Annotated in this window: 21 protein-coding genes; 13 read left to right on the top strand and 8 right to left on the bottom strand. The window is 68.2% G+C overall.

Annotation, left to right across the window (positions count from 1 at the left end; genetic code table 11):
* Positions 1-48: 48 nt before the first annotated feature.
* Genes ACXMDP_RS09090 through ACXMDP_RS09080 form a run of 3 tightly spaced genes read left to right on the top strand, consistent with a single transcriptional unit; the run spans position 49 to position 4,297 of the window.
* Complete coding sequence (locus tag ACXMDP_RS09090) at positions 49-2,565, top strand: DEAD/DEAH box helicase (RefSeq protein ID WP_259729678.1); 2,517 nt, start codon at positions 49-51, stop codon at positions 2,563-2,565.
* 47 nt (positions 2,566-2,612) lie between these two features.
* On the top strand, positions 2,613-3,335 hold the full coding sequence (locus ACXMDP_RS09085) for a PspA/IM30 family protein (RefSeq protein ID WP_259729371.1): 723 nt from the start codon (positions 2,613-2,615) through the stop codon (positions 3,333-3,335).
* Entirely contained in the window at positions 3,332-4,297 is a 966-nt protein-coding gene (locus ACXMDP_RS09080) for a phosphate ABC transporter substrate-binding protein (RefSeq protein ID WP_259729372.1), read from the top strand. The genes ACXMDP_RS09085 and ACXMDP_RS09080 overlap by 4 nt, the downstream gene beginning before the upstream one ends.
* Before the next feature lie 30 nt (positions 4,298-4,327).
* Here ACXMDP_RS09080 and ACXMDP_RS09075 read toward each other — a convergent pair whose 3' ends face one another.
* The gene (locus ACXMDP_RS09075) at positions 4,328-6,307 is read right to left on the bottom strand and encodes an NAD-binding protein (protein ID WP_259729373.1); all 1,980 of its coding nucleotides are present in this window, start codon (positions 6,305-6,307) and stop codon (positions 4,328-4,330) included.
* A gap of 195 nt (positions 6,308-6,502) precedes the next feature.
* On the opposite strand from ACXMDP_RS09075, the gene ACXMDP_RS09070 reads away from it, so the two are divergent.
* Both ACXMDP_RS09070 and ACXMDP_RS09065 read left to right on the top strand, forming a co-directional pair.
* Positions 6,503-9,034, top strand: coding sequence for a glycogen/starch/alpha-glucan phosphorylase (locus tag ACXMDP_RS09070; RefSeq protein ID WP_259729374.1), 2,532 nt, complete (start codon positions 6,503-6,505; stop codon positions 9,032-9,034).
* Positions 9,024-11,240 carry a PhoX family protein gene (locus ACXMDP_RS09065; protein WP_259729375.1) on the top strand — a complete coding sequence of 739 codons (2,217 nt, stop codon included), beginning with the start codon at positions 9,024-9,026 and terminating at the stop codon, positions 11,238-11,240. Before ACXMDP_RS09070 ends, ACXMDP_RS09065 begins: the two co-directional genes overlap by 11 nt.
* An 8-nt stretch (positions 11,241-11,248) precedes the next feature.
* Here the strand turns inward: ACXMDP_RS09065 and ACXMDP_RS09060 are convergent, their stop codons facing one another.
* Complete coding sequence (locus ACXMDP_RS09060; protein WP_259729376.1) at positions 11,249-13,396, bottom strand: AAA-type ATPase lid domain-containing protein; 2,148 nt, start codon at positions 13,394-13,396, stop codon at positions 11,249-11,251.
* A gap of 188 nt (positions 13,397-13,584) precedes the next feature.
* Complete coding sequence (locus ACXMDP_RS09055; RefSeq protein WP_255140131.1) at positions 13,585-14,223, bottom strand: hypothetical protein; 639 nt, start codon at positions 14,221-14,223, stop codon at positions 13,585-13,587.
* Between the two features lie 851 nt (positions 14,224-15,074).
* On the opposite strand from ACXMDP_RS09055, the gene ACXMDP_RS09050 reads away from it, so the two are divergent.
* A complete protein-coding gene (locus ACXMDP_RS09050; protein WP_259729377.1) occupies positions 15,075-15,299 on the top strand; it encodes a glycosyltransferase in 225 nt (74 codons plus the stop codon).
* A gap of 137 nt (positions 15,300-15,436) precedes the next feature.
* Here the strand turns inward: ACXMDP_RS09050 and ACXMDP_RS09045 are convergent, their stop codons facing one another.
* Entirely contained in the window at positions 15,437-15,673 is a 237-nt protein-coding gene (locus tag ACXMDP_RS09045; protein ID WP_094510663.1) for a hypothetical protein, read from the bottom strand.
* Between the two features lie 95 nt (positions 15,674-15,768).
* Here ACXMDP_RS09045 and pdeM point away from each other — a divergent pair, with 95 nt between their 5' ends.
* Positions 15,769-16,455, top strand: a complete 687-nt coding sequence (pdeM, locus tag ACXMDP_RS09040) for a ligase-associated DNA damage response endonuclease PdeM (RefSeq protein WP_259729378.1) — start codon at positions 15,769-15,771, stop codon at positions 16,453-16,455.
* Here pdeM and ACXMDP_RS09035 read toward each other — a convergent pair.
* Positions 16,412-16,846 carry a CBS domain-containing protein gene (locus ACXMDP_RS09035; RefSeq protein WP_259729679.1) on the bottom strand — a complete coding sequence of 145 codons (435 nt, stop codon included), beginning with the start codon at positions 16,844-16,846 and terminating at the stop codon, positions 16,412-16,414. The genes pdeM and ACXMDP_RS09035 overlap by 44 nt on opposite strands.
* A gap of 125 nt (positions 16,847-16,971) precedes the next feature.
* Here ACXMDP_RS09035 and ACXMDP_RS09030 point away from each other — a divergent pair, with 125 nt between their 5' ends.
* Positions 16,972-17,565 carry a CDP-alcohol phosphatidyltransferase family protein gene (locus ACXMDP_RS09030; protein WP_259729379.1) on the top strand — a complete coding sequence of 198 codons (594 nt, stop codon included), beginning with the start codon at positions 16,972-16,974 and terminating at the stop codon, positions 17,563-17,565.
* On the opposite strand, the gene ACXMDP_RS09025 is transcribed toward ACXMDP_RS09030, so the two are convergent.
* Positions 17,537-18,454 carry an NAD-dependent epimerase/dehydratase family protein gene (locus ACXMDP_RS09025; RefSeq protein ID WP_259729680.1) on the bottom strand — a complete coding sequence of 306 codons (918 nt, stop codon included), beginning with the start codon at positions 18,452-18,454 and terminating at the stop codon, positions 17,537-17,539. The genes ACXMDP_RS09030 and ACXMDP_RS09025 overlap by 29 nt on opposite strands.
* Before the next feature lie 136 nt (positions 18,455-18,590).
* Here ACXMDP_RS09025 and hisA point away from each other — a divergent pair, with 136 nt between their 5' ends.
* Both hisA and ACXMDP_RS09015 read left to right on the top strand, forming a co-directional pair.
* Positions 18,591-19,352: a 1-(5-phosphoribosyl)-5-[(5-phosphoribosylamino)methylideneamino]imidazole-4-carboxamide isomerase gene (hisA, locus tag ACXMDP_RS09020; protein ID WP_259729380.1), complete on the top strand. Its 762-nt coding sequence runs from the start codon at positions 18,591-18,593 to the stop codon at positions 19,350-19,352.
* Positions 19,353-19,517: 165 nt separating this feature from the next.
* A complete protein-coding gene (locus tag ACXMDP_RS09015; RefSeq protein WP_094510784.1) occupies positions 19,518-19,880 on the top strand; it encodes a Fur family transcriptional regulator in 363 nt (120 codons plus the stop codon).
* Between the two features lie 491 nt (positions 19,881-20,371).
* Here ACXMDP_RS09015 and ACXMDP_RS09010 read toward each other — a convergent pair whose 3' ends face one another.
* Entirely contained in the window at positions 20,372-20,626 is a 255-nt protein-coding gene (locus ACXMDP_RS09010; protein ID WP_457766727.1) for a hypothetical protein, read from the bottom strand.
* Positions 20,627-20,825: 199 nt separating this feature from the next.
* Here ACXMDP_RS09010 and ACXMDP_RS09005 point away from each other — a divergent pair, with 199 nt between their 5' ends.
* Genes ACXMDP_RS09005 through fumC form a run of 3 tightly spaced genes read left to right on the top strand, consistent with a single transcriptional unit; the run spans position 20,826 to position 24,531 of the window.
* On the top strand, positions 20,826-22,520 hold the full coding sequence (locus ACXMDP_RS09005; protein ID WP_259729382.1) for a DUF3685 domain-containing protein: 1,695 nt from the start codon (positions 20,826-20,828) through the stop codon (positions 22,518-22,520).
* Between the two features lie 38 nt (positions 22,521-22,558).
* Positions 22,559-23,155 carry a thylakoid membrane photosystem I accumulation factor gene (locus ACXMDP_RS09000; protein ID WP_259729383.1) on the top strand — a complete coding sequence of 199 codons (597 nt, stop codon included), beginning with the start codon at positions 22,559-22,561 and terminating at the stop codon, positions 23,153-23,155.
* Positions 23,155-24,531, top strand: a complete 1,377-nt coding sequence (fumC, locus tag ACXMDP_RS08995) for a class II fumarate hydratase (protein WP_259729384.1) — start codon at positions 23,155-23,157, stop codon at positions 24,529-24,531. The genes ACXMDP_RS09000 and fumC overlap by 1 nt, the downstream gene beginning before the upstream one ends.
* A gap of 5 nt (positions 24,532-24,536) precedes the next feature.
* Here the strand turns inward: fumC and ACXMDP_RS08990 are convergent, their stop codons facing one another.
* The gene (locus ACXMDP_RS08990) at positions 24,537-25,919 is read right to left on the bottom strand and encodes a PhoH family protein (protein ID WP_259729385.1); all 1,383 of its coding nucleotides are present in this window, start codon (positions 25,917-25,919) and stop codon (positions 24,537-24,539) included.
* Between the last annotated feature and the right edge of the window lie 24 nt (positions 25,920-25,943).

Below are 25,943 nucleotides of genomic sequence, written 5' to 3'. Positions count from 1 at the left end.
CCGCTCCGCCCGATCGAAGACTGGTTCCAGCTCCAGGGCTGGCGGCCGATGCCGTTTCAGCGCCAGTGCTGGAAGGCCTATCTGGAGGGCCGCGACGGGCTGATCCAGGTGCCCACCGGCGCCGGCAAGACCTACGCCGCCGTGATGGGTCCGATCGCCCGCATGCTGGCCAGCCCCGGGGCGGGTGTGCGGCTGCTCTATCTCACGCCGCTGCGGGCGCTCAGCCGCGATCTGGCCCTGGCGATCCGCGCGCCGATCGAGGCGATGGGCTGGCCGCTGCGCGTGGGCATCCGCAATGGCGACACCGCCAGCGCCGAACGCAGCCGCCAGCTGCGCCAGCCGCCCCAGATCCTGATCACCACGCCGGAATCGCTGTCGGTGCTGCTGGCGGGGGCCAAGGCCGACGAGCTGTTCGGCGGCCTCGAAACTGTGGTGCTGGACGAATGGCACGAGCTGATGGGCAGCAAGCGCGGCAGCCAGTGCGAGTTGTGCCTCAGCTGGTTGCGCCAGCGCCGGCCGGGCCTGCGCACCTGGGCAATCAGCGCCACGATCGGCAACCTGGAGGAGGCGGCGCGCGCGGCGGTGGGGGCAGCGGCTCCGCCGCCGTTGATCGTCACCGCCAAGCTGCGCCGCCACACCGAGATCCGCAGCCTGCTGCCCGACCAGATCGACGGCTTCCCCTGGGCGGGTCACCTGGGCCTACGCATGTATGAAGAGCTGGTGGCGGCACTCGATCCCGCCGTCTCCACGCTGCTGTTCACCAACACCCGCAACCAGTCGGAGCGGTGGCATCAATGCCTGCGGTATGCCTGCCCGGAAATGGAGGGGGCACTGGCGCTGCACCACGGCTCGATCGACCGGGCCGAACGGGAGGCGATCGAAGCGGGGGTGAAGACAGGCGGGATCCGCTGGGTGGTGTGCACCAGCTCGCTCGACCTGGGCGTTGACTTTCAGCCGGTGGAGCGGGTGGTGCAGATCGGCAGTGCCAAGAACCTGGCGCGGCTGCTGCAGCGGGCCGGCCGCTCCGCCCATTGCCCCGGCGGCACCTCCCAGGTGCTGTTCATGCCCACCAACGCCCTGGAGCTGCTGGAGGTGAGCGCGATGCGGCGCGGGCTGGCGGCGGGGCTGGTGGAACGGCGCCGGCCGCCGCAGGCGCCCCTCGATGTGCTGCTGCAGCACCTCACCACCCTGGCCTGTGGCCCCGGCTTCAACCCCGAGCACGAGCTCGCGACTGTGCGCACGGCCTGGAGCTATCGCCACCTCGACGAGGCCACCTGGCAGTGGTGTCTGCGTTTTCTGGAGGACGGGGGGGACTGCCTGGGTGCCTACCCCCGCTACCGCAAGCTCGAACGCGAGCCGTTGGCGTCGCCAGCAGAACCCACGGCACTGGAAGGCACCCTGCTGGCGGGTGCGGTGCCTGAACGCACGCGTGAAGCGCAAGACCATGCAGAAGCTCCCTTCCGTTACCGGGTGCGCGAGACCGCCATCGCCCGCCTGCACCGCCTCAACATCGGCACGATCACTGCCAGCCGTTCGATCACGGTGAAGGTGGTGCGGGGCGCCACGCTCGGCCATGTGGAGGAGGGGTTCGTCAGCCGGCTCAAGCCCGGTGATGTGTTCTTCTTCGCCGGCCGCCAGCTGGAGTTCGTGCGCCTGCGCGACATGACCGCCCTGGTCAAGGCCAGCACCCGCAAGAGCACCCTGGTGCCGGCCTGGGGCGGTGGGCAGATGGCCCTCTCCGACCTGCTCAGCGAACACCTGCGCCAGGAGGTCGACCGCTGCGCCCGGGCCCTGGCGGCCAGCCGCGACCCCGAGGATGCCGCCACGCTCGACACCCCCGAGCTGCGCGCCCTGGAGCCTCTGCTGCGCCGCCAGCACGAGGTGTCGGCGTTGCCACGCGCGCATGAGTTCCTGGTGGAGATCACCCGCAGCCGCGAAGGCAGCCACCTCTACGCCTATCCGTTTGAAGGGCGCTTCGTGCATGAGGGCCTCGGCTTCCTCTGGGCCGGCCGCCTGGCGCGGCTTCAGGCCGGCACGATCACGGTGTCAGTGAACGACTATGGCTTCGAGCTGCTGGCGCCGCGCGGCTATCCCTTCGCCGAGCTGTTCGAGCAGGCCGGCGACGCGCTGCTGGAAGCGGCGGGGCTGCAGCACGACCTGGAACGCACGATCAACCTGTCGGAGTTGTGCCGCCGCCGCTTCCGCGCGATCGCCCAGGTGAGCGGCCTGGTGCTGAACGGCTTTCCTGGCCAGAACAAAACCGGCGGCCAACTGCAGATCAGTGCCAGCCTGCTGTTCGATGTGTTCCAGCAGCACGAGCCGGCCAACCGCCTGCTGGCCCAGGCACGCCGTGAGGTGCTCGACGAGCAGCTGGAGCTGGGCCGCCTGCAGGCCGCCCTCACGCGTCTGCGGGCCAGCGAGCTGCGCCTGGAGCTCACGCCGCGTCCGGGGCCGTTCGCCTTTCCGCTGCTGGCCGAGCGGCTCAACAACCGCATGAGCAATGAATCGGTGCTGACCCGGCTGGAGCGGCTGATGGCGGAGGCGAGGCGGGCCGAGGGGATCTGAGCCGCACTGGACGGGCTACGTACGCTGGGGCGACGGCGCACCTTCCCGTGAAGCGACTGATCTACTGGCTGATGGGCGATCGAGCCGGCCGTGTGGTGGTGGGCAGCTGGCGCTGGCTGTGGGGGCGGCCGGTGGAATCCGGCGGCCAGGTGGCGGTGGCGGTGGCGGAGGAATCCCTGCAGTCGATGCAGCTTTCCGTGCAGAAACTCGCTCAGGCGGTGGCCATGCAGGTGGGCGCCTATGAGCGGGCCAAAAAGAAGTACCAGACGAAAACGATCGAGCTCAGCACCTACGAGCAGCAAGCCCAGCTGGCCCAGCGGGCCGGCCAGATCGACGGCGCCAAGCTGGCGATGGGCCGTGCCATCCAGATCGAGAAGCTGTTGCCCGCCCTGGAGCAGCAGGTGCAGCAGGCTGAGGCCTATGTCACCGCCTCCAAGGACAAGCTCAACCGGGAGCGCCTCAAGCTCGAGCACTACAAGAGCGACATGCAGAACATGAAGGATCTGGCGGAAGTCAACGCCGCGCTGGAATCGATCGCCAAGGTCAACAACGACTTCGACATCGGCTCCGCCCGCTCCTCCTTCGAGCAGGCAAGGAACGCGGTGGAGAGTCGAAATCTGCGCAACGCCGCCCTCGCCGAACTCAGCGAAAATCCGCAGGAAAAGCTCACGGCCGATCTGGAACAGCTTTCGATCGATGCGGAGGTCACCCAGCGGCTTCAGGCCCTTGAAGCTGCCCCCCTGCCCCAGTTCGAAGACAGGCAACCATGAACGGTGAGACCCCGAGCGGCAAACGCAGCGGACCGCCGCCGATCGTTTACATCCTGCTGCTGGTGATCGCAGCCGGAGCTCTCTGGGGTAGCCGCAACCAACTGCTGGGCCTGCTGGGTGCCCGTCCTTCCCTGCCCGGCCTGCCGCAAGGGGTGCCCAGCCTGCCGCAGGGGCTGCCCGGTCTGCCGGGCCAGGAGCCTGCGGCGGCTGCCTTCCCGCCGCCCAGCGCCGTGCCGGCCGGCACGGCCGTCAGCATCGATGGCTCCACCAGCATGGTCCTGATCAACGAAGCCCTCAAGGCCGGCTTCATGGCGGCGTTTCCGGGCACGGAAGTCACCACCGCCGCAGTGGGCACCGACAACGGCATCCAGGCGCTGCTGGGCGGCTCCGTGACCCTGGCGGCGATCTCGCGGCCGCTGACCTCTGAGGAGCAGGGGCGGGGCCTGAGAGCCGTGCCAGTGGCCGACGACCGGATCGCCCTGGTGGTGGGCATCGACAACCCCTTTCGGCGTGGCCTCTCCCGCAGCCAGGCGGTGCAGATCTTCCGCGGCGAGATCATCAACTGGGCCACGCTCGGCGGCGCCAATCGGGCCATCCGGGTGTTGAACCGCCCCAGCGTCAGCGGCACCCATTCGGCCTTCCGCGCCCTGGTGCTGGAGGGGCAGCCCTTCGGCAGTGGCCCCACCATCACCACCATGGAGCGCGACGCCACCACGCCGATGCTGCGCCTGCTCGGCACGGACGGCATCGGCTACGCCACTTACGCCCAGGTGGCTGATCAACAGACAGTGCGCGTGGTGCCGATCGACGGCATCACCCCGGAAGCGCAGGACTATCCCTTAAAGCGTCCCCTCTTCTATGCCTACCGGGAGCCGGCCAGCCCCGCCGTCCAGGCCTTCCTCGGCTACGCCCTCTCACCCCAGGGCAGCGCGGCGGTCGCCGCAGGCGTGAAGGGGCCCTGATCTAGCGCTGCTCGGTTCACCAACTGGATCTTACGGCTGGCGTTCCAGCTGACCTGGCAGCTGCCCTTCCAGCTGGCTGAAGATTCCCAACCGACGGAGCTCAGCGTGCAGCCGTTCGGCGGGCTCACGGTCGAGCAGCGGGGTGAGAACCTCGCTTCGGGCGAGCAACCCAGTGGTCTCTCCCAGCGCGCAGCCCAACCAGCGGGCCAGACACTGCTGACATTCAAAACGCGCCTCCCCCTCTATTCCATCAGGCACGCGCAGCCGCAACCGCCAGGCCGGCGGCACGGCCTCCCCGCGCTCGATCCTGCGCAACCCTTTCAGCGTGGCCAATACCAACACCGCATCGCCCGTAGCCACCACCAGATCACAGGCCGGCAGCTCGATCACCGTGGCGCTGCCGCGGCGCCTCAGAGACACGGCAGTGACGCCATATCCGTGCTCCAAGCGGGCGATGGTGCGGCCGAGCAGGGTGTCGCCGGGCGCGATGCGGTAGCGCACCAGCAGCAGGTGGTGGCCGCCGATGCCCACCACCCCCTCCACCCGTTCCCCAAAGGCGGTAGCCACCAGGGCGTCAGCGGCCAGGTCGACCGCCGAGATCACCGTGACTCCGCCTAGCAACTCTCCTAGCCTGGGCGCCGCTGCCAAGGCGTGGGCAAGCACAGCCAGGCGTGCCTCGGGCCAGCGCCGCTGCAGCGCCAGCGCCGCTTCCAGATTAGCCAGCAGATCGGGAGAGAGCAGCCCCACGGCCGACACCCTGCTTCCCCTGAGGGCGGTCAGGGCCGCATCAACGCTCTCGTAGATGGGGGTGCCAGCCTCCTGGTCCTCCCAGTCCTCCCCCCGCTGCACCCGCACGACCGGCAACTTCTGGCGCTGGAGGGCGTGCGCCACGCCACGCGCCAGGTCGCTGCCTTCCACCAGCAACACCGGCCGCAGCCCCCGCCGCAGCCGGGCAGGACGTCGGCGCACGAGCCGATCACGCAGCAGCCGTTCCAGCAGCACAGCCACCAGCGCTGACGTGAGCAGGGTGCCCACCAACGAATAGAGCAGCGTGCCGGTGATCAGCCAGCCGCTGGCCTCCGCCAGGCCTGCGCCGCCATCGAGCAGCACGTTGACCGGATCCACGTATTCCCCCTTGAGCAGCGCAAGGGTGACGAACATCCCCTGCCGCCAGCTGCCCGGGTGGGAAAACAGCTGTGGGCCGATCACCAGCAGCAGGGCCAGAGCACCCACGGCCAGCCACTGCGCCCGTGACCGGCGGGCGAGGGGCGCCAGCAGCCGCCGTGGCAAGGCGGTGACTCCCGCCACCGCTTCGGCGCGTTGGCCGGCGGCAGTGGGCGCCACCCCGAGCGGGTGGAATGATCCCGGCGTGAGCAGCAGATCGCTCCCACCGCCCCCGGCCTGGTCGGGGTGCTGCACCGGTCGCTGCCAGCGAGGGTCCTGGCGGGGCCCTTCCACCAAGTGATACAGCTGGCCATCGGCTTCGAAGCTGGCGGCGGCTTCGCCCGGGCGCAGCGCGCCGCTGATCGCGCCGGTGGCCAGCAAGGCCGGGTCCACCACCGCCAGTCCGGGCAGGCGGGCTTCCAGCAGCGCACCCAGGCTGGCCTGCCGGCTGGAGGATCGCAGCACAATCGTGGCGCCAGGGTTGAGCAGGCGGCACTGCAGCGCCGCTTCCACATTCACCGAGCCATCGGAGCTGAGCAGCAGCACGGCGCGCGCCTGGTGCAGACCGGCCCGCTGCAGGTCGCCGGGCTGGCGCATGTCACCTTGCAGCAGCCCGGCGCCGAGCCGCTTCCGCAGAGTGGGATCGAGCCAGCTGGGCGGTTGCAGATCGAGCCCCGCCAGGGGCACATCAAAGCTGAGCAGGCGGCTCAGGCAGGCCTGGCCCAGCGAGCCGAGGCCACACACCAGCACCAGTTCAGCCCGGCAGTCCACCGCCGTCGCCTCGCCAGGGAAGCCGGCGTCATCGTCCTCGGATGGGCGTGGCACGCTCGCCGCCAGGGAGGACACCCATCATCAGCAGCGGGGCGATCATCAGCCGAGCCGGCGTGATCCAGGCGACAGCGCAGCAGCAGTGCTGGCCGCGCATCTGCAGGGCAACAGCGGGGCTGGCCGCGAAATGTGACGGCTTCCGAAGCTCAACCGTGTGTTGAACAGCCCTTAACCAGCCACCGACAGCTTGAAAGGGTTCCACGCCCGTCAGCCATGTCCGGATTGCAGACGACGGGTCCTACGCCCTCCAGCGCCGACCTGGCCCTGCCGGCCAGCTACGGCGACCCGCAACGCAATGGGCTGAGCGCCGCCGATCTGGTCGACGGCATGACCGAGCACCTCTTCTACACGCTCGGCCGTCAGGCCAGGGGGGCCAGCCACCATGACCTCTACATGGCGCTCAGCTATGCCGTGCGTGACCGGCTGATGACCCGCCACCTCGCTTACAAGGACGAGCTGCGGCGGTTGCGTCCCAAGGCGGTGGCCTACCTCTCGGCCGAGTTCCTGATCGGGCCGCAACTGGGCAACAACCTGCTGATGCTGGGCATCGTCGAACAGGCCAGGGAAGCCCTGCGTCGTTTCGGGATCAACAACCTGGACACGGTGCTCGATGAGGAGGAGGAGCCTGGACTGGGCAATGGCGGGCTGGGACGCCTGGCGGCCTGTTACATGGAGTCGCTGGCCAGCCTCGAAATCCCCGCCACCGGCTACGGCATTCGCTACGAGTTCGGCATTTTCGATCAGCTGATCGAGCACGGCTGGCAGGTAGAGATCACCGACGGATGGCTGAAGGGAGGCTGGCCCTGGGAATTGATTCAACCCGAGCGCAGCTGCAGGGTGGGTTTTGGCGGCCACACCGAACAAGTCCGCGACGAACGGGGTGAACTGCGGCATCGCTGGGTGCCTGCTGAAGCGGTCATCGGCATCCCCCACGACGTGCCGGTGCTGGGCTTTCGCGTCAACAGCTGCAACCGGCTGCGGCTCTGGCGCGCCGGCGCCGCCGAAGACTTCGACTTCCATGCCTTCAATCGCGGCGATTACTACGGCGCGGTGGAGCAGAAGGTGGGATCGGAAACCATCTCCAAGGTGCTCTATCCAAATGACGGCAGTGATGCCGGACGGCGGTTGCGGCTGCGGCAGCAGGCCTTCTTCGTGAGCTGCTCCCTGCAGGACATGCTGCGCAGCCTCGTGCTGCGGGGTATCCCGATCGAGGCGTTCGCTGATCACTGGGCCGTTCAGCTCAACGACACCCATCCCGCGATCGCCGTGGCCGAGCTGATGCGGTTGCTGGTGGATGAGCATGGGCTGGGCTGGGAAGCCGCCTGGGAGATCACCAGCCGATCGATCGCCTTCACCAATCACACCCTGCTGCCGGAGGCACTGGAGTGCTGGGATCTGGGCCTGTTTGCCTCGCTGCTGCCACGGCATCTGGAGGTGATTCTGGAAATCAACCACCGCTATCTGCAGGAGGTGCGGCTGCGCCAACCGGGCGATAACGACCTGCTGCGGCGGCTGTCGATCATCGATGAGACGGACGGCAAGCGGGTGCGAATGGCCCACCTGGCCGTGGCGGCGGCCCACAGAATCAACGGCGTGGCCAGCCTGCACAGCGAGTTGGTGCGCACCAGCCTCTTCCCCGACGCTGCCCGCCTCTGGCCGGAGCGGTTCACCAACGTCACCAACGGTGTGACACCGCGTCGCTGGCTGGCCCTCGCCCATCCCGACCTGGGGACCCTGCTGGACGAAGCGCTCGGAACCGCCTGGCCTGCCGCTCCGGAGCTCTGGCAGCGGCTGGAAACCTGGCAGAACGATGCAGCCTTTCTGGAGCGCTGGGCCGGGGCGAAGCGCGTCGCCAAAGAGCGCCTGGCGGCTCTGATCGAGGCCCGAACCGGGCAGGTGATCAATCCGACCAGCCTGTTCGACGTCCAGGTGAAGCGGATCCACGAATACAAGCGGCAGCACCTCAATGCCCTGCAACTCGTGGCTCAATATCTCCGGCTCAAACGCGGCGACAGCGATGGCATGGTGCCGCGCACGGTGATCTTCGGTGGCAAGGCAGCGCCGGGGTATGCGATGGCAAAATTGATCATCCGCTTCATTCACGGCGTGGCTGGTGTCATCAACGCCGACCCCGATGTTCACGAGATGCTGAAGGTGGTGTTCCTGGCCGATTACAACGTGAAGCTGGGGGAGAAGGTGTATCCAGCGGCCGATCTCTCCGAGCAGATCTCCACCGCCGGCCTGGAGGCTTCCGGCACGGGCAACATGAAGTTCACCCTCAACGGTGCGCTCACGATCGGCACCCTTGACGGGGCCAACATCGAAATCCGCGATCAGGTGGGTGCCGAGAACTTCTTCCTGTTCGGTCGCACCAGCGAGCAGATCAGGGAACTGCGTGCCAAGGGCCAATCCCACGACCGATTGGAGGCGATACCGCTGGCACGCGAAGCGTTGGATCTGATCAGCGCGGGCCACTTCAGCGAAGGGGATGGCAACCTGTTCCGCCCCCTGGTCGACTCCATCCGGGGGGCCGATCCCTATTTTCTGCTGGCGGATTTCAACGACTATCTCGCCTGCCAGGACCAGGTGAGCCGCACCTGGAGCCAGCCGGCCCTGTGGACACGCAGGTCGCTGCTGAACACCGCCCGCAGTGGCTTCTTCTCCTCCGACCGCGCCATCCGCCAGTATTGCGATGGCATCTGGGGCGTGCGCCCGCTGCGCATCGCCATGACCCATGGCTGCTGATCCGACCCTGCGCCGCCGCGAGCTGCTCGCCCTGCTGGGGGTATCGGCTGCCGCTGCCGCCGCTTCTGGCGGGGCCAACCCGCCGGCCGCCCAGGCCCTTTCCCGCACGGCCGCGCGGCGGCCTCCCTCCCTGAACGCACTGCCCTTCAAGCCCCTGCCCGGCCCCCTGCCGTTGCCGGTGGCCGGGCTCAGTGGCACCGAGCAGGAGCGGCTGTTCAGCACGATCACGCTCGACGACCGGCTGGTGGTGCCGGACGGCTACCGCGCCGAGCTGGTGGCGGTGTGGGGGGAGCCAGTGGCCGCAGGCCGCTTTGGCTACAACAACGATTACCTGGCCCTGCGGGAGCTGGGCGATGGCCTGGCCCTGCTGACGGTCAACTTCGAGTACATCAGCCCCCGGCCCTGGCTGGAAGGCTTCAAGGAAGCCACCGGTGCGGAGCTGCCCGGCCGCGCCATGATCCAGGCGCTGGTGAAACGGGGCGGGGCTCTGGACGTGCCGTCGCTCGATCCCAGCGACCCCCTGGCGCGGCAGTGCCGCCAGCTGGCGGCGGAAGCCCTGCGCGATCTGGGCGTCGGCGTGATCGCCCTGCGCCGCGATGGTGAGGGCAGCTGGCGGCGCGAACCGGGCCGCTACGACCGGCGCATCGATGGGCTCAGCGGTCTGGAGGATCCAGCCGCCCTGCTGCGCGTGAGCGGGCCGGCGGCGACGGTGTTCCGCGCCCGCGAGCGCCTCGGCTACGACGACGGGCTCGGCGATCGGGTGATCGGCACCTTCGCCAACTGCGCCGGTGGCGTCACCCCCTGGGGAACCGTGCTCAGCGCTGAGGAGAACATCCAGGATCAGGTGGTGGAGGCGGTGTATGCCGATGGGAGCGCCTCGTCGCCGGCCCAGCTGCCATTCCAGTTCGGCGAACAGCGGGTGAAAGGCCTCGGCAATCCCTTCGCCCTGGCCGGCAACAAGTACGGCTGGATGGTGGAGCTGGATCCGCAGCGGCCCGAGCAGCCCGCTGTGAAGCACAGCTGGCTGGGGCGCTTCCGCCATGAGGCGGTGGCGGTGCGCGCGCAGGCGGGTGAACCGCTGGTGGTGTATTCCGGCTGCGACCGCATGGGCGGCCATCTCTATCGCTTCGTGAGTGCGGGGCGGATCCGCGATCCCGCCGACCCTGCCAACTCTCGCCTGCTGGAGGACGGCCGCCTGGAGGCGGCCCGTTTCGACGCTGACGGCAGCGGCCAGTGGATTCCGCTGGCGCCGGCCACCGCCGTCGATCCGCTGCTGCCCAGCCACTTCGAACGCCACGGTGTGTCGCAGGCCTGCCGGCTGCCTCACAGCGACCGGCGCCAGGCCGGCGCCGAAAGCTTCAGCAGCGATGCCCAGGTGGCCGACTACCGCCGCCGCTTCCCCACCCTCGGCGACCTCTACCCGGGCAAGGGGGAGCAACGGATGGGGGCGATCCTGATCGATGCCCATCTGGCCGCCAGCGCCGCCGGCGCCACGCCCTCCGCACGGCCGGAGGACACCGATCTCGATCCGCTCAACGGCGACCTGTTGGTCGCCTTCACTGCCGGCGGCGCCAATGACGACGGCCGCGCCGATCCCGCCATCTTCCGTGGCCCGGCCGGTGAAGCCAGCTGGCCGCACGGCTGGATCCTGCGCCTCAGCGATGGCGGCCCCGAAGCGGGCAGCCGTTTCCGCTGGAGCATGGCGGCCACCGGTGGCACGCCATGGCAGGGCGGCGCCGGCTTCTCCAACCCCGACAACCTCGCCTTCGATCGGGCCGGCAACCTCTGGATGGTCACCGACCATTCCGGCCGCGGCAGTGAGATCCAGCAATTCGGCAACAACGGCTGCTGGCTGCTGCCCCGCAGTGGCCCGGCGGCGGGGGAGGCGCTGCTGTTCGCCACAGGACCGATGGAATGCGAGCTGTGCGGTCCCTGTTTCGATGCCGCCGAAACCAGCCTGTTTCTGGCCGTGCAGCACCCTGGCGAAGTGAACGGCACCAGGGCCGGTGAGGCCCGCGAAGGCCAGGGCTATCCGCTCGTGAACCGCGATGGCCGCACCTTCGAGCAGTTGCGGTGGGTGCCGCTGGGCTCGAATTGGCCGTCAGGGGTGCCGGGGCGGCCACCAAGGCCAGGGGTGGTGGCGATCCGGCGCCTGGATAGCGCTCCGCTGCTGGCGCCCACCAGCCCGCGCCCCAGTGATCCGTGATCAGTGCATCAGCCCACCGCCACCAGCCAGCGGCCCGCCGCCGCCAGCAGCAGCGCCGCCAGCGAGCCGCCCCACAACGACAACCGACCCGGCGTCAGCAAGCGGCGCAGCAGCAGCAGTGAGCCTGCGGTGCCCACCAGCACCACCACGCTCTGACAGAAGGCGATCACGTGGGGGTCAGCGTTCCAGGCCGGCAACGGCGCCTGGAAGCTGACCGGCAGCACCAGCCCCGCCTCCGCCATGCCGAGCGGCAGATGGCGCGCCAGCAGGAGCGCCCACAGCAGCGGCAGCAGGCCGTAGAGCGACAGGCGGAGACCGGGAGTTGTCACGGAGGCCCGCAGCGTCGCCACCAGCCGGACCAGCAGGAAAAGCGCGGCCGGCAGCGCCAGAGACAGAGCCGCAAAAGCGAGCCGGGGCAGCAGCGGACCCTCCTGCAGGCTGGCGGGCGCCAGCGGCAGGCCGCCCAGCAGGCGTTGCCACACGTGCAGGCACACGCCACCGGCCAGCACCAGGATCAGGCCGGCTTCCCCCGCCGGCGGCCGCATGTCGCGCTGCAGATCGGCGGCGGGGGGCCGCACACTGAGCTGTACCGAGCGGTGCGGACAGGCCTGGACGCAGGTGAGGCAGAGCACGCAGTTGCGGTTGTCGGCCAGGTGGGCGGGATGGGTGCCGAGCGGGCAGCCGGCCGTGGCCAGCCCCTCGCCTTCCGCCGGCCCCCCTTTGAAGCAGGCGTAGCTGGTGCAGCTGCCCCCGCAGACGCCGGCCTGGGCACGCAGCTCCAGCACGGAGAGCTTGGCGAACAGGCCGTTCATGCCCCCCACCGGGCACAGATAGCGGCACCAGAAGCGCTTCTCGAACAGCACCGAGCAGATCACGGCGCCGGCGGTGATCACCAGCAACAGGCTGCTGCTCAGCCGGGCCTGGTTTTCCATGCCGCTGAGCTCTTCCCACAGCAGGATCGCCGCGAAGCCGGCCGCCAGGCAGGGCGCTGCCCAGGCGTCGGTGTCGCCGTGGGGCCAGGCGGCGGGACGCCAGCCCAGGGCGCGGGCCAGCCGCTGGGCGATCTCCCCCCACACCATGAACGGACAGAACGAGCACCACAGGCGCCCCACCAGCGGGTAGCCGAGCAGGATCAACGGCCACCACCAGGCCCAGAACAGCACCAGTCCGCCGTTGTGGGCGCGGTCCTGAGGGCCGGCCCACAGCCAGATGTTCACCAGCACGAACACCCAGCTCACCAGGCCGAACAGCAGGGCATTCCAGAGGCGCGGTGCGCGCATGGCGCCGCGCAGGGAGGGCTTCCAGCGCCAGAGATCGAAGCGAAAACGCGGCTGCCGCGGCGCCAGCCAGAACACCTCCTCAGGCAGTTGCGGTGGTGGGCGTTGGCTGACGGCAGCGGCGGACGGCACCGGGAGCTGGCGCAGGGCCCGCTCCACCAGCTGCTTGAGCTCGGTGATGTTGCCCGGGAAGTCGTGGGTCTGCAGCCGCCGGATCACCTCCGCCCCCACCGCCGGCGCCACCGGCCAGCCCAGGTGGCGGCTCTGCTGGCGCAGCAGGTAGCGCAACCACTCGCCCAGGTCCTGACGCCGCACCCGCAACGCCGGCACCCGGATGCGGCTGCAGACCCGATCGAAGGCCGGCAGGGCCGATTCAGCGGTGAAGAACACCCGCCCAGCGAAGTGACGCTGCCCATCTGAAGGGTCCTGGGCTGGCGGCTCCCCCGGCGCCCGCCAGCTGCCGTCGCGGGCCAGTTGCAACAGCGCGGGCTGAAGGGCGGGATCCACCCGATCGAGCTGGCAGATCAGCAGGGCGCCATCGCCGAGGGCCTCCAGCAGCGAGCCGCGCCCGCCACTGCCGGCGGCACCGAACAGGTCACTGCCATCGGCGCGCAGCAGCGCCCCATCCAGCCGAACCATCAGGCGGCGGCGGTGGCTGGAGCCACGGTGAATCAGGGCCGCCAGGTTGTCCTTCTCCAGCCCCGGCTCCCCCGAGAGCAGCACCGGCCCGTGCGCGGGGTCGGCGGAAGCGCGGTGCACCGCCTCACGCAAGGTGCCGGCGTAGCGGCTGGAGCCCACCACGCCCCGCCGCGCCGGTCCCACCAGAAACGGAGCCAGCCGCAGGAAGGCCTCGGGCACGTTGGACGACTCTTGCGTCACTGATGGTGGAGCCGGTTCCCTTTCGCGAGGCGAGGCGGGAGAGCCTTCGGAGTCCGGGGGCAGGGGCACGTTCAAGGCCAGTGCCTGCGTATAGCTCCACTCTGATGCGCTTTTGTGCGGTGCAACCGCGCTGCTGTGCGATGCAACCAAGCCAGGACGGCTGAGCCGCAACCAACCGGGCCTGCGCCTCAACGCTGCGGGCCGTAGGGCTGGGAGGGAATCGCCAGGGAGGGAGGCAGATCCGACAGACGCTCCGGCAGAGGGGAGCCGGTGCGCTGCAGCTCGGCGATCGGACGAACCTGGCCCATCGCCAGACCGGTGAGCATCGGCAGTTCTGTCTTCAGCTGATTGGCCGGTTTCGGATTCACAAAGCGAAAACTCAGCGTGGTTTTCTGGCCGGCGGTGTCATAGCCCACCACCGTGAAATACAGGTCGGCCGACTTGCCGGCCCTGGAGCCCGCGAAGGCTCCGCCCACCATGCCCCCCACCAGACCGATCGGGCCCAGCAGCACGCCACCGGCAATCGCCCCGGCGGTGCCGCCGCCGATCGCGCCCACCGTGCCGTTGGTGGTGTCGAAGGTTTCCTGGCCGCCCGTGAACCACTGGGCCACCCGACCGATCGGGATGAAACGCCCCTGAGCAGCGATACCGGTGGCGTCGAGGTTCACGGTGCAGGCACTGGTTCCGCAGAGCGCCTGGTAGGTGGAGGCCCGCGCCGGCAGATGCAGAAGCAGCCCCAGGACCAGGGAATAGGGAAGCAGCGAGGTGAACAACAGGCGTTGCAAGCGTCCGTCCATCGTTTCGGCACTCAGAGCCCTGTCAGTCAATCGAACTGCACGCCAGGAGCAAGCATTGCCACAGAGCCAGCGGTGACCGAATGTGACCCAGGCCGCCTAATCGAGGCGCGTCATTACACCATGGTCTGAACAGACCAGTGGCCGTTGTGGCACAGGTGTGAGTGTCTGCTTCAGGCGATGCCTGCATCCCTCCACTCTTTTGCAGCGGTTGCAATCCAAGTCCATCAGCCGCTCATCAAGACTCCCAAGGGCGCCATCCGATCGAAGAACTGTCGATCCGAATCCATTTGCGGCCTCTACCAGCAGAACCACTCAGGGCAACGGAAAACGTACAGAGTCAGATGTCACTTGCAAGCCGGCAACGTTCTTACCCTCTGCACGGAAAGCCTCACCAACGCTACGGCCGCGGAGGCCAGCACGGCTTTATTGAGGCCATCATTGAGCCCAGCGTCAGTTCGTTTCCGGTTCCATTCACAGCCAAGGGCCCAAGGGAGTAGGCGCGCGTCTCTCATGGGATGCCGACCATTGATTCCGTCATGCGTGAAACAGCCCCTTCGGTGCTGTCTTGACTCCGGCAATCAGTCATTGGCTTGCCGGCCAAGCTGATCGGCAACCCCAGGCCTTCCTGCCGAAAGCGGTGATGGGTTGATCGGGCAGCACAACCTGACCCATGGCGGCTGGGCACGAACCCTCATGGACACAACGTGCATGAGCATGGTGATTCATGCATCAGCAGAACGTGCCCTTGGTGATGACGATGCAACGAGAGTCAGTGGAAAGAACCCCATGCCGACTGGATCGTCTTTCTTTGGCTGGTAGGCGCCTGGGGCTTCAGTGGTAGGGCCCCCACCGCTGTCACCATCGGCGACCATCTCCTGGTAGTGGTCTCCACCTACAACGAATCCGCCAACGTCGAGGGCTGCCTGAGAGCGCTGCTGGCGAGCGATCCCCCGTGCCATCACTGGCAGCTGGTGGTGGCCGATGACGACTCGAGCAACGACACCGTCAGCAAGGCGGAAGGGGTGATCGCCGCGAACAGGCTCGCCTCGATCTGGAAATCCACCACAGGCCGCGGCTGGACCTGGCGGGGACGCTCGCTGGCCTGAGGGAACCCTCAGGCCTTTTCGAGCCGGCGGATGATCATCGACATCAGCGCCAACGAACCGACGAGAGCGACGAGCAGGGCGATGGTCATGACGAATGGGGTGCCGAAGGTGGGTGCAGGTTACGGAGCCGCTGGGGATCAGCCCTGCTCAGAGACCGGCGGGACCGGGGCGAGACAGCGATCACGCAGCAGGCGGGCCACCGTGAGGTTGCTCACCGTCATGCTGCTGTCGCGCTCAAGCAGCCATTCGGCCATCTCCATGCGCAGGGCATAGGCCTCTTCGAAGAACTCCAGCCGCTCCAGATCGCGCAGACGACCTTCGATCCACTGGAGGGTTTCTCCAGGGAGCTGGCGCTGGGAACGACGTTGGCTCACGGGGAGTGCCGCCTAGTGAGGGAATCTTGATGGATGGCGAGGGAAACTGGGTATCGAATGGAACACATCTGCAGCACAGCTGCGCACAAAAGCCTTTGACGGAACACCTTCCCTTCCTCTGGCGCGGTCACAAGCTTGAGCTGCTGGGGGCGCGGGCGGTGTGGGATCCGACGCAACGTCTGCTGTTGGTGGCGGATCTGCACCTGGGCAAGGCCGAGTCGTTTCAGGCCCATGGCGTGCCGCTGCCCAGCGATGGCGATGCCTCCACCCTCAACGCCCTGATCGCGCTGGCGCACCGCTGGCAGCCGGCTGAGGTGGTGGTGCTGGGTGATCTGATCCACGGCCGGCTCGGCCTCACCGGCGAACTGCGTCAGAAGATCCAGGCCTTGCCGGAGCTGCTCGGTTGCCCGCTCACGCTGATCGCTGGCAACCACGAGCGGGGCAGCTGGCTGGAAGGGCTGGTGCAGCAGCCCAGCAGCCGTCGCGGCCCCCTCTGGCTGAGCCACGGACCGGAACCGCTGCCAGTGGGCGGGGGGGAACTGCTGCAGCTCTGCGGCCACCTGCATCCGGTGGCCACAGTCGGGGACCGCAGCGATCGGCTGCGCCTGCCCTGCTTCGTTCACGACGCGGAGGCTCAGCGCCTGGTGCTGCCCGCCTTCGGCAAGCTCACCGGCGGCCACCCCTGCGAAGAGCACCATCAGCGCTGGCTGGTGGCCGACGGCGCGATCGTGGCCTGGCTCAGGCCGCTGCCGCCAGAGCGCGCACCACATCACCGCGGGTGAGCACACCCACCAGCTTGACGCCCTCAAGCACGAACAGCCGCTGGGTGCTGCGGTCCTGCAGCAGCCGGGCCGCGTCCGGCAAGGACAGTTCGGCACTGCAGGTGTGGGGATGCGCACCCATCAGTTCACCCACCGTGCTGCCCAGCACCTGGTGCACCTGCCGGTCCCAGTCGAGCGGATTGCGCAGGTAGATCACCGCGTCCAGCAGCATCACGTAGGGGCCGGCGTCAAAGCCGCTCTCCTTCACCATCAGGTTCTGTTCGGTGAGCTCACCTACCAGCGCTCCCGCCGCATCCAGCACGGGCAGGCCGCTGATGTGGTGGTCGCTCAGCAGTTGCACCGCCTGCTGCAGAGGGGTTTCGGGCGTCACGCTCAACACCGGGGTGGTCATGGCCGCCGCCACCCGCAGGGCCGGCTGGGAGTCGAGGGTCATCGGAGCGTTGCGATTGCAATGGTTCTAGGCCAGCGAGGGGTCGGGATCCGCGGCAGCAGACTGGCCCTTCCGGCCTGCCCAGCTTGACGCCGACACCCCAGCACCGCCCCACAGGCCGACCTGCCGCTTCTGCAGCCCGGCGCCTCGCCGATGGGCTCACGCTGGCGCGGGCCGTGATCGGCTTGCCGCTGCTGCTGCTGCTGGCCGCCGATCAGCAGGGGGCGGCCTGGTTCCTGCTGCTGCTGGGCGGCTTCAGCGACTGGGCCGACGGCGTCCTGGCCCGCCGTGCCGGCGGCGGTTCCGCCTGGGGTGCTCGCCTCGATCCCCTCACCGACAAGATCCTGATCAGTGCACCGCTGCTGTGGCTGGGCGCCGCCGGACGCCTGCCGCTCTGGGCGGTGTGGCTGCTGCTGGCGCGCGAGCTGCTGATCTCAGGCTGGCGGGCCGGCCAGGGGGATGGCGGCCCCGCCTCCCGCGCCGGCAAGGCCAAGACGGTGCTGCAGTTCAGCGCGCTGCTGCTGCTGCTCTGGCCCGAACGCTGGGGGCTGGGCCTGGGCCAGGCCGGGTTTGTCGCCGGGCTGCACAGCGCCGGTTGGTGGCTGTTCTGGCCCTCGCTGGCGCTGGCCCTGAGCTCGGCGCTGGGTTACCTCAGCCCAGCAGCGCCGCGTCGCCGCTGAAATCAGGCCGGGCGGCGGGGCGCAGGGCGTAATCGTTGGTGTAGCTGTCCGCCAGGCCGGCATCAAGATCGAAGGCCGGCGTCCAGGCCAGCTCCCGCTCCAACCGGTGCACATCGGTGAGGAAATGGGCCAGGCGCAGGGGAAAGGCCTTGCGGGCCTTGGGGTCGAGGCCCGAGGGATCGAAACTGCGGATCGTCACCGCTGCCGGATCCTTGCCGCAGGCCCGTGCCGCCGCCGCCACCAGTCCGCGGAAGGTCACGCCCTTGCGGCCCGAGCAGTTGTAGATCCGGTTGGTTGCGGCCTCCACCTCCAGGCAGCGGGCCATGGCCGTGGCCAGGTCACTCACGTGGCCCAGCTGGGTGATGGTGTTGCCGTCGCCGGGCAGGGGGACCGGCTGGTCGTGCATGAGGCGGTCGAAGAACCAGCTCTCCACCGGGTTGTAGTTGCCGGGTCCGTAGATGTAGGTGGGCCGGAAGCTGGTGAAGGGGATACGCTCGGCCCGCAGCCAGTCTTCGGTGTGGAGCTTGCCGGCATGGCGGCAGGCGGGGTCGGTGGGTGCGGTTTCATCCAGCGGCCACAGCTCACTGTCGGCATAGACGCCGGCCGAGCTCACGTACACGAAGCGATGGGCGGGGGGGCCGGTGCGCTCCACCACCGCCCGGCTGTCGTCGAGGTTGCGGCCGCTGCTGTCGATGATCACGTCGAAGTCACGGCCCCGCAGCGGCTCGAGCGCGGCGGCATCGCTGCGGTCGCCCACCAGATGCTCCACCCCGGCCGGCACCGGATTGCGGCCGCGGGTGAACAGGGTGAGCGCATGGCCATAGCCCTGCAGCTGGGCCACCAGGGGCTTACCGATGAAGCGGGTGCCACCCATCACCAGGATCTTCACGGAAGCAGCGGCAACGGCGCCGCCATTCAAGCGCTGAGCGGGGCGGGAGCCGCCACCGCATGCGCCCCAGTGGGCAGGTGCTGCCCCCACCCCTGCCGGCGAGGATGGGCCATGACCACGGCTCACCCGCTCCGCCATGCAGATCATCCCCGCCATCGACCTGCTCGACGGCCACTGCGTGCGGCTGCACCAGGGCGATTACGACCAGGTCACCCACTTCAACGACGATCCGGTGGCGCAGGCCCTCGACTGGCAGAGCCAGGGGGCCGAGCGGCTGCATCTGGTGGATCTCGATGGCGCCCGCAGTGGTGAACCGGTCAACGATGCGATGGTGCGCGCGATCACGGCGGCGCTCCGTATCCCGGTGCAGCTGGGCGGCGGTGTACGCACGGCAGAGCGGGCAGAGGCGCTGCTTGCCGCCGGCCTTGAGCGGGTGATCCTGGGCACGGTGGCGATCGAACAGCCGGAGCTGGTGCAGGCGCTGGCGGCCCGCTTCCCCGGCCGGATCGTGGTGGGCATCGATGCCCGAGGCGGCAAGGTGGCCACCCGGGGCTGGCTGGAGGACAGCGCCGTGGAGGCCACGGCACTCGCGGCCAGCTTCAAAGGCAGCGGTGTGGCGGCGATCGTGAGCACCGACATCGCCACCGATGGCACCCTGGCCGGCCCGAACCTGGAGGCGCTGCGCGCGATGGCCGCCGCCAGCCCGGTGCCGGTGATCGCCTCCGGCGGCGTGGGTTCCGTCACCGATCTGCTGGCCTTGCTGGCCCTGGAGCCGCTCGGCGTGGAGGCGGTGATCGTGGGCCGGGCGCTCTACGACGGAGCGATCGACTTTCGTGAAGCCCTGCAGGCCGTGGGGCCGGAGCGGTTACAGGATCCGATTCCGCCGAGCGTCTGCTAGGGGCCGATCCCTTACCCCAGGGGCAAACCGATTAAGGTTGAGGTAAAGCATTCGTATCCACGTGTGAAGGCTGCGACTGCCCCACCGCTGACCAACGGGCAGAGCACAGGCCCCACCGCCCTCGCGGGGGTGATCGAGGTGTTCGGGCGCTGCCGCGACCTGGGCATGCGCCTCAGCCGCCAACGCAAGCTTGTGCTGGAACTGCTCTGGCGAGAGCGGCGCCACCTAAGTGCCCGCGACATCTTCGAGCGCCTCAATCAACAAGGCCGCCGCATCGGCCATACCTCCGTCTATCAGAACCTTGAAGCTCTGCAGAGCGCTGGAGTGATCGAGTGCCTCGACCGCGCCAATGGCCGCCTCTACGGCTACCGCAGCGACCCCCACAGCCATCTCACCTGCCTGGTGAGCGGTGAAATCCAGGACCTTGACGTGGTGCTCCCCGACGACCTGGTCCGCCGCATCGAAGAGCTCACTGGCTACACGATCGAGTCGTACACCCTGCAACTGGCCGGCCGGCCCCGCCAGTGAGCGCGGTGGAGGGGCTCAGGGGAAAACAGGTGGCGAGAATCAGTGGCATCCAATGCTTTCAAGTGACGTGCAATCAATCCAAGTGACATCCAATGTCAGCTTGTGACATCACGAGAATTATCTTCTTTGCTGCAACCTACGGGGACGACATTAACCAAAGAGGGCCAGAACAACGGGGACAGCTCGACGAATCTGAACGTGCATCCAGACGTTTCGACTCGACGCAGGTGGAATCCATAGCCGTGCGATTCTTCACCGCTAGTGGGATCCTCTGGAAGCATCGCTTTCTCGCCGTCTCGTTTTGTCGCTCATGATGGAGAAGGCGTGTGGATCCTTCAGGGGCAATAGTTTCTCCTTCGCGGAAGGTTGAATCGCGAGAGAGCGAATGCGTCAAACGAATTAAGCCAGGACGGACAGACTTCAGGACGAACCAACTCCAGAAACGACGGATTCCGTAGGCAAACAGAAACGCGGGTTATTGGAGTCGCAGCTCACAGGATTCGTAAGCTGGCGAATCCAGATGTCATCCCCATCGAGGAAAGAGAAAAGACCCCCTCAGGATTCTCTGCGAGACACAACCCATCCTCCAGCTCTGCAACCAAATCCTGATTCAGGGCGCTGATGGTCTGGTAGAGAAGACATGAATTTCTGGCCAGCCGGCTGTCTTTGGATGGCGCGTGGGTGGCGCCGATCCAGCGGGAAAGAACCGCTACGGATTGCGGCAAGACAATACCAATGGAGCGCATTCCTGACGGAAAGCCTGAACTCCCAGCCCCCTGCCAGGCCCCGTCCCCACCGTTGAGCTTTGGATCAGGGAAAAGCGAGACAGGCACCACGTGATCGGCACAGCCCCCAGCCCGCATCTGTTCACTTCACTGGCCTCCAATCACGCTGGAGAATTTGTCGTCAGGTCGTTACCTTGGCTCCAATGAGCGCACGCCCCCAGTGACACCAGCCCCTGAGGGCTCTCCAGCCACGGCAACAAACCGTCCCAGGATCCTGCTGTTCGCCGACCCCTTGCTGCGCGATGGCCTCAGCCGCCTGCTGAGTGCCGCGCCCTGTGCCGCCGAAGTGTTCACCGATCCAGCCGCCTGCAGCCGTGCGCCCCAGCTGCTGATCTGGAGCGTGAGCGCGCCGGTGCAGCCCGCCAACATGCTGCGAGAGCTGCAGCGATTGGAGGAGCGCTGGCAGCCTGCCCCGCTGCTGTTGCTGCTGCCCGCGCAGCCGGGTTGCTCCAGCGGCTGGTTGCTGCAACTGCCCGTGGCCGGCCTGCTGCAGGACCCCGATCCCGACACCTTGCTGGCGGCCGTGAGCACCCTGCTGGCCGGTGGGCGAGTGGTGGAGCTTCAGGGCGACGGGGCCCCTTCCGCAGAGGTCACGCCGCTGATGGGGCCGATCGGGCTGGGGCAGTGGCTGCTGCAGAGCGGCCTGCAGCAGATCGATGCGGAGCAGCGCCTCTGCCGTCGCCTGCTGACCCCACCACCGGACACCTTCCTGCTGCAGTTGATCCTGGAGGGCCGGTTGCGCGAACTGGGCGCCGCCCGCTCCCTGCTGCTCTGGCTGTGGGGGCCGCTGGTGCTGGCCTGGGGCGATGCCCAGATCAGCGACGACGGCGGCCTGCCAGGCGCTGCTTTCATGGGCGACCCGCCGCAGCCCCCCGCCAGCGGCAGCACGGCAATCACCCTGCGGCAACGCACCGCCGAAGGGGTGTGGAGCGCCATCCGCCAGCGGCTCCAGGAGTCCAGCCTGTCGGGGCCGCTCGATCCGCATGCCGGCACCCTGTTCGCGCTGCAGGGGCTCAGCGTGGAGCGGCGCCGCGACCTGCTGCTCGCCCTGCTGGGCCAGCTCGATCAGCTGCTGCTGCGGCTACGGCAGGAACGGCCGGCCACCGACACGCTCGAGGCCCGCTGGCAGGCGCTGCAGCCGGAACTGCGCCGCCATGCCCTGCGGCAGGTGGCCGGGGCCTACGTGCGGCTTCCCCTCGATGGGGTGTTGCTGCCGGTGGCCGACCACCTCAGCAGCACCACCGTGCTCACCAGCGACGACCCGGAACTGCCCGCTTCCCTGCCGATGCTCAGTGCGCTGATGGGGGGGCAACCGCTGCTGGTGGACGGCCGCCTGCTGTCTCCCGATGAACCCACTGCCCTGCTGCACCTGGAAGCCCTGGTGAGCAACTGGCTGATCCGCACTGCTGAGCTGATCAGCGCCGAGCTGCTGGCCTGCTGCGGCGACTGGCCGGAACTGAGGCGCTACCTGTTGGTGAATGAGCTGCTGGCCACCCGCAGCCTCGAACGTCTGCGCAACCAGCTCAATGCCCAGCAGCGCTGGAGCAGCTGGTTCGAGCGCCCGATCCAGCTCTACGAAAGCAGGAGGTTGCTGTATCGGTTGGAGGCGGGCAGGATCACGCCGTTGCTGCTCACCGAACCCCGCGACCGCGAGCTGCGGCAGCTGGGCTGGCTGCAGCAGACGGTCACGCTGGCTCTTGAAGCCCGCGATGCCCTGGCACCGCAGCTGCAGTCTTTCCTGCGCCAGCTGGGCGATCTGCTCGTGGTGGTGCTCACCCAGGTGATCGGCCGGGCCATCGGCCTGATCGGCCGGGGCATCCTGCAGGGAATGGGCAAAGGCATCAACCGTCCCTGAGCGGCGGCTGGGCCCTGGTCTTTCGGCTGGGCGTCACAATGACCCCAACCCGCCTCCCGCTTCGGTTGCTGCGCCCTAACGCCTTTCCCTTCCTGATCCGCCGCAGCCTGGCGCTGCTGGTGGCGCTGTTCCTGCTGCTGGCTCCAAGACCAGCTCTGGCCTCGCTCACCACCAACAGCTACGACGGCAACATCTTTGCTCTCTACGCGGGCAATGGCTCGCTGGTGCCACCCCGCAGCACGCTGGCCCAGGCCCGCGCCGACCATCGGCCTGTCGTGCTGGTGTTTTATCTCGATGACAGCGCCGACAGCAAACAGTTCGCGCCGGTGCTCTCGGAGCTGCAGCGCCTGTGGGGCCGCACTGTGGAGCTGATCCCCCTCACCACCGATCCGCTGCAGGGACTGGCCGATCAGGGTCCAGACGATCCGGTGCACTACTGGAACGGCACCATTCCCCAGGTGGTTGTCTTTGATGGCGATGGCAAGGTGCTGCTCGACGCCAACGGACAGGTGAACACCACCGCGATCAGTGCCGTGCTCAGCAAGGCCACCGGGGTGGAACCCGCCGGCGGCGAGCGGGCCACCAGCACCCGCAGCTTCAACGAGCTCAACAGCGAAGTGGTGTCCGGCAGCTGATGGCCACCCGCACCGAAACCGACAGCCTGGGCCCGGTGGAGGTGCCGGCCCAGCACTACTGGGGCGCCCAGACCCAGCGCTCCCTGCATTTCTTCCCCTACGGGGAGGCGATGCCGCTGCAGCTGGTGCACGCTTTCGGCCAGCTCAAGGCGGCCTGCGCCGAGGTGAACCGCGACATGGGCCGGCTGCCGCCCGAGCTCGCGGCCCTGATCGTGGCGGCGGCAGAAGAGGTGGCTTCAGGGGTGCTTGATCCGGAATTCCCGCTCAAGGTCTGGCAGACCGGCTCCGGCACCCAGACGAACATGAACGTCAATGAGGTGATCGCCAACCGGGCGATCGACGCTGCCGGTGGCACGCTCGGCAGCAAGCGGCCTGTCCATCCGAACGACCACGTCAATCTGAGCCAGTCGAGCAACGACACCTTTCCCGCCGCGATGCACATCGCCGTGGCGATCGAGCTCGAACGCACCCTGCTGCCGGCGGTGGAAGCCCTCGCCGCCACCCTGGCTGCCAAGGCCGAGGCTTACAGCAGCATCATCAAGATCGGCCGCACCCACCTGCAGGATGCGGTGCCGCTCAGCCTGGGCCAGGAATTCAGCGGCTACGTGGCCCAGCTGCAGCTGGCCGCAGCTGGCTTGCGTCTGCTTCTGCCCCAGGTGCTGCAACTGGCGATCGGCGGCACGGCGGTGGGCACCGGCCTCAATGCCCCCAGGGGCTACGGCGAGGCGGTGGCTGCACGGCTGGCGGAACGGATCGGCTTGCCCTTCACCAGCGCCCCCAACAAATTTCAGGCCCTGGCGGGCCATGAACCGCTGGCCGGTGCCCATGGCGCGCTCACGGTGCTGGCGGGCAGCCTGATGAAGATCGCCAACGACATCCGCTGGCTGGCCAGCGGCCCCCGCTGCGGGCTGGGGGAACTGGTGCTGCCTGAGAACGAACCGGGGTCCAGCATCATGCCCGGCAAGGTGAATCCCACCCAGTGCGAGAGCCTCACGATGGTGGCCGTGCAGGTGATGGGCAACAACACCGCCGTGCAGATCGCCGCCAGCCAGGGCAACTTCGAGCTCAACGTGTTCAAGCCGCTGATTGCGCTCAACCTGCTCCAGAGCATCGAATTGCTGGCCGGCGGCTGCCACGCGTTCCGTGAACACTGCATCGAAGGGCTCGAACCCGACCGCGCCCGCATTGAAACCCTGCTGGATCAGAGCCTGATGCTGGTCACCGCGCTGGCTCCGGCGATCGGTTACGACGGTGCCTGCCGCATCGCCCGCCACGCTCATCTGCACCGGCTCAGCCTGCGCGAAGCGGCGCTGGTGCTTGGAGAGATCAGCCCAGAAGCCTTCGACCGCTGCATTGACCCCGCACAGATGATCTGAGCGGCTCAGAGCAGATTCGCCGCCAGCTCCGCCAGAGCAGAGCGTTCTCCTTTCTGCAGGGTCACGTGGCCGGCCAGCTGCTGTCCCTTGAACTTCTCCACCAGCCAGGTGAGCCCGTTGCTGTCAGCATCCACGTAGGGATTATCGATCTGGTAGGGATCACCGGTGAACACGATCTTGGTGCCTTCACCCACCCGGGTCACGATCGTTTTCACCTCATGGGGGGTGAGGTTCTGGGCTTCATCCACCACCATGAACTGGTTGGGAATCGAGCGGCCGCGGATGTAGCTGATCGCCTCCACTTCCAGCAGACCCATGCTCTTGAGATCCAGCCAGTTGTTGCGCGGGCCCCGGGCGCCACGGGCCGGGGTCTGGCCGGGGTCGTCGCTGCCGAGCAGATAGTCGAGGTTGTCAACGATCGGTTGCATCCACGGGCCCATCTTTTCCTGCAGGTCTCCTGGCAGAAAGCCGATGTCCTTGCCGAGGGGGATCACGGGCCTAGTCACCAGCAGGCGCTGGTAGGTATGGTCATCGGCCACCTGATGCAGACCGGCCGCCAGGGCCAGCAGGGTCTTGCCGGTGCCGGCCTTGCCCACCAGCGTCACCAGCTGAATCGAGGCATCGAGCAACAGATCGAGCGCGAAGGTCTGCTCCCGGTTGCGCGCTGACACCCGGCCCAGCTTGGCGCGGGACACCTTGGGCAGAGGCCGCAGCTGGGCGGCAGCGGAGCAGTAGCGCGCCAGCAGGGTGTGGCCGGGCTGGGCCGCATCCACCAGGGTCACGCCCTCGTTGGCCTGCAGCGGGGGAGCCTCGGGCGGCGGCGGCGGCAGTTCGGCCACAGCCAGGCTGCCCTCGCGCTGCAACTGCTCCATCTGGGCGGCGTTCACCCACCACTCGGCGGTGCCGGGGTAGAGATCGGCGATCGCCACCTTGTCACTGGTGTAGTCCTGAGCGATCAGGCCCACCGCATCGGCCTTGATGCGCAGGTTGGTGTCCTTGGTCACCAGGATCACGGGCGGCTGGCTGCCCATCACGCCCTGCAGGCGCTGCTCCAGCGCCACCGCCAGGATGTTGTTGTCCCCGTTGCCCGATTTGAGTTCCGGCGGCAACTGGCTGAGTGTTTCGCTACGGCAGAACACCACCTTCAGCTGGCCGTGGGCGATCGGGTCGATCTCCACCCCCTCCGCCAGGTTGCCCTTTTCACGCAGCCCGTCGAGCAGGCGCGACACCTGACGGGCATTGCGGCCCTTCTCGCTGCTGTCGCGTTTGAAGCGATCGATCTCCTCGACTACCTCAATCGGAATCACGACGTTGTTGTCCTCGAAGCGCACCAGCGCCCGCGGGTCGTGCAGCAGAACGTTCGTATCGAGAACGAAGGTCTTCTTCATAGCGTGCCGGCGTGCTGCCGCCCA

The organism is Cyanobium sp. ULC065 (assembly GCF_977927515.1).
This window is presented reverse-complemented; position numbering and strand designations above follow the sequence as displayed.

What these genes read in the sequence shown, in the direction of transcription:
- ACXMDP_RS09015 (WP_094510784.1), top strand. Translation starts at nt 19,518, where the DNA reads ATGCGCCTCAGCCGCCAACGCAAGCTTGTGCTGGAACTGCTCTGGCGA.
- ACXMDP_RS09000 (WP_259729383.1), top strand. Translation starts at nt 22,559, where the DNA reads ATGACCCCAACCCGCCTCCCGCTTCGGTTGCTGCGCCCTAACGCCTTT.
- hisA (WP_259729380.1), top strand. Translation starts at nt 18,591, where the DNA reads ATGCAGATCATCCCCGCCATCGACCTGCTCGACGGCCACTGCGTGCGG.
- ACXMDP_RS09010 (WP_457766727.1), bottom strand. Translation starts at nt 20,626, where the DNA reads ATGCGCTCCATTGGTATTGTCTTGCCGCAATCCGTAGCGGTTCTTTCC.
- ACXMDP_RS09080 (WP_259729372.1), top strand. Translation starts at nt 3,332, where the DNA reads ATGAACGGTGAGACCCCGAGCGGCAAACGCAGCGGACCGCCGCCGATC.
- ACXMDP_RS09065 (WP_259729375.1), top strand. Translation starts at nt 9,024, where the DNA reads ATGGCTGCTGATCCGACCCTGCGCCGCCGCGAGCTGCTCGCCCTGCTG.
- ACXMDP_RS09090 (WP_259729678.1), top strand. Translation starts at nt 49, where the DNA reads ATGCCGTTTCAGCGCCAGTGCTGGAAGGCCTATCTGGAGGGCCGCGAC.
- ACXMDP_RS08990 (WP_259729385.1), bottom strand. Translation starts at nt 25,919, where the DNA reads ATGAAGAAGACCTTCGTTCTCGATACGAACGTTCTGCTGCACGACCCG.
- ACXMDP_RS09035 (WP_259729679.1), bottom strand. Translation starts at nt 16,846, where the DNA reads ATGACCACCCCGGTGTTGAGCGTGACGCCCGAAACCCCTCTGCAGCAG.
- ACXMDP_RS09070 (WP_259729374.1), top strand. Translation starts at nt 6,503, where the DNA reads ATGTCCGGATTGCAGACGACGGGTCCTACGCCCTCCAGCGCCGACCTG.
- fumC (WP_259729384.1), top strand. Translation starts at nt 23,155, where the DNA reads ATGGCCACCCGCACCGAAACCGACAGCCTGGGCCCGGTGGAGGTGCCG.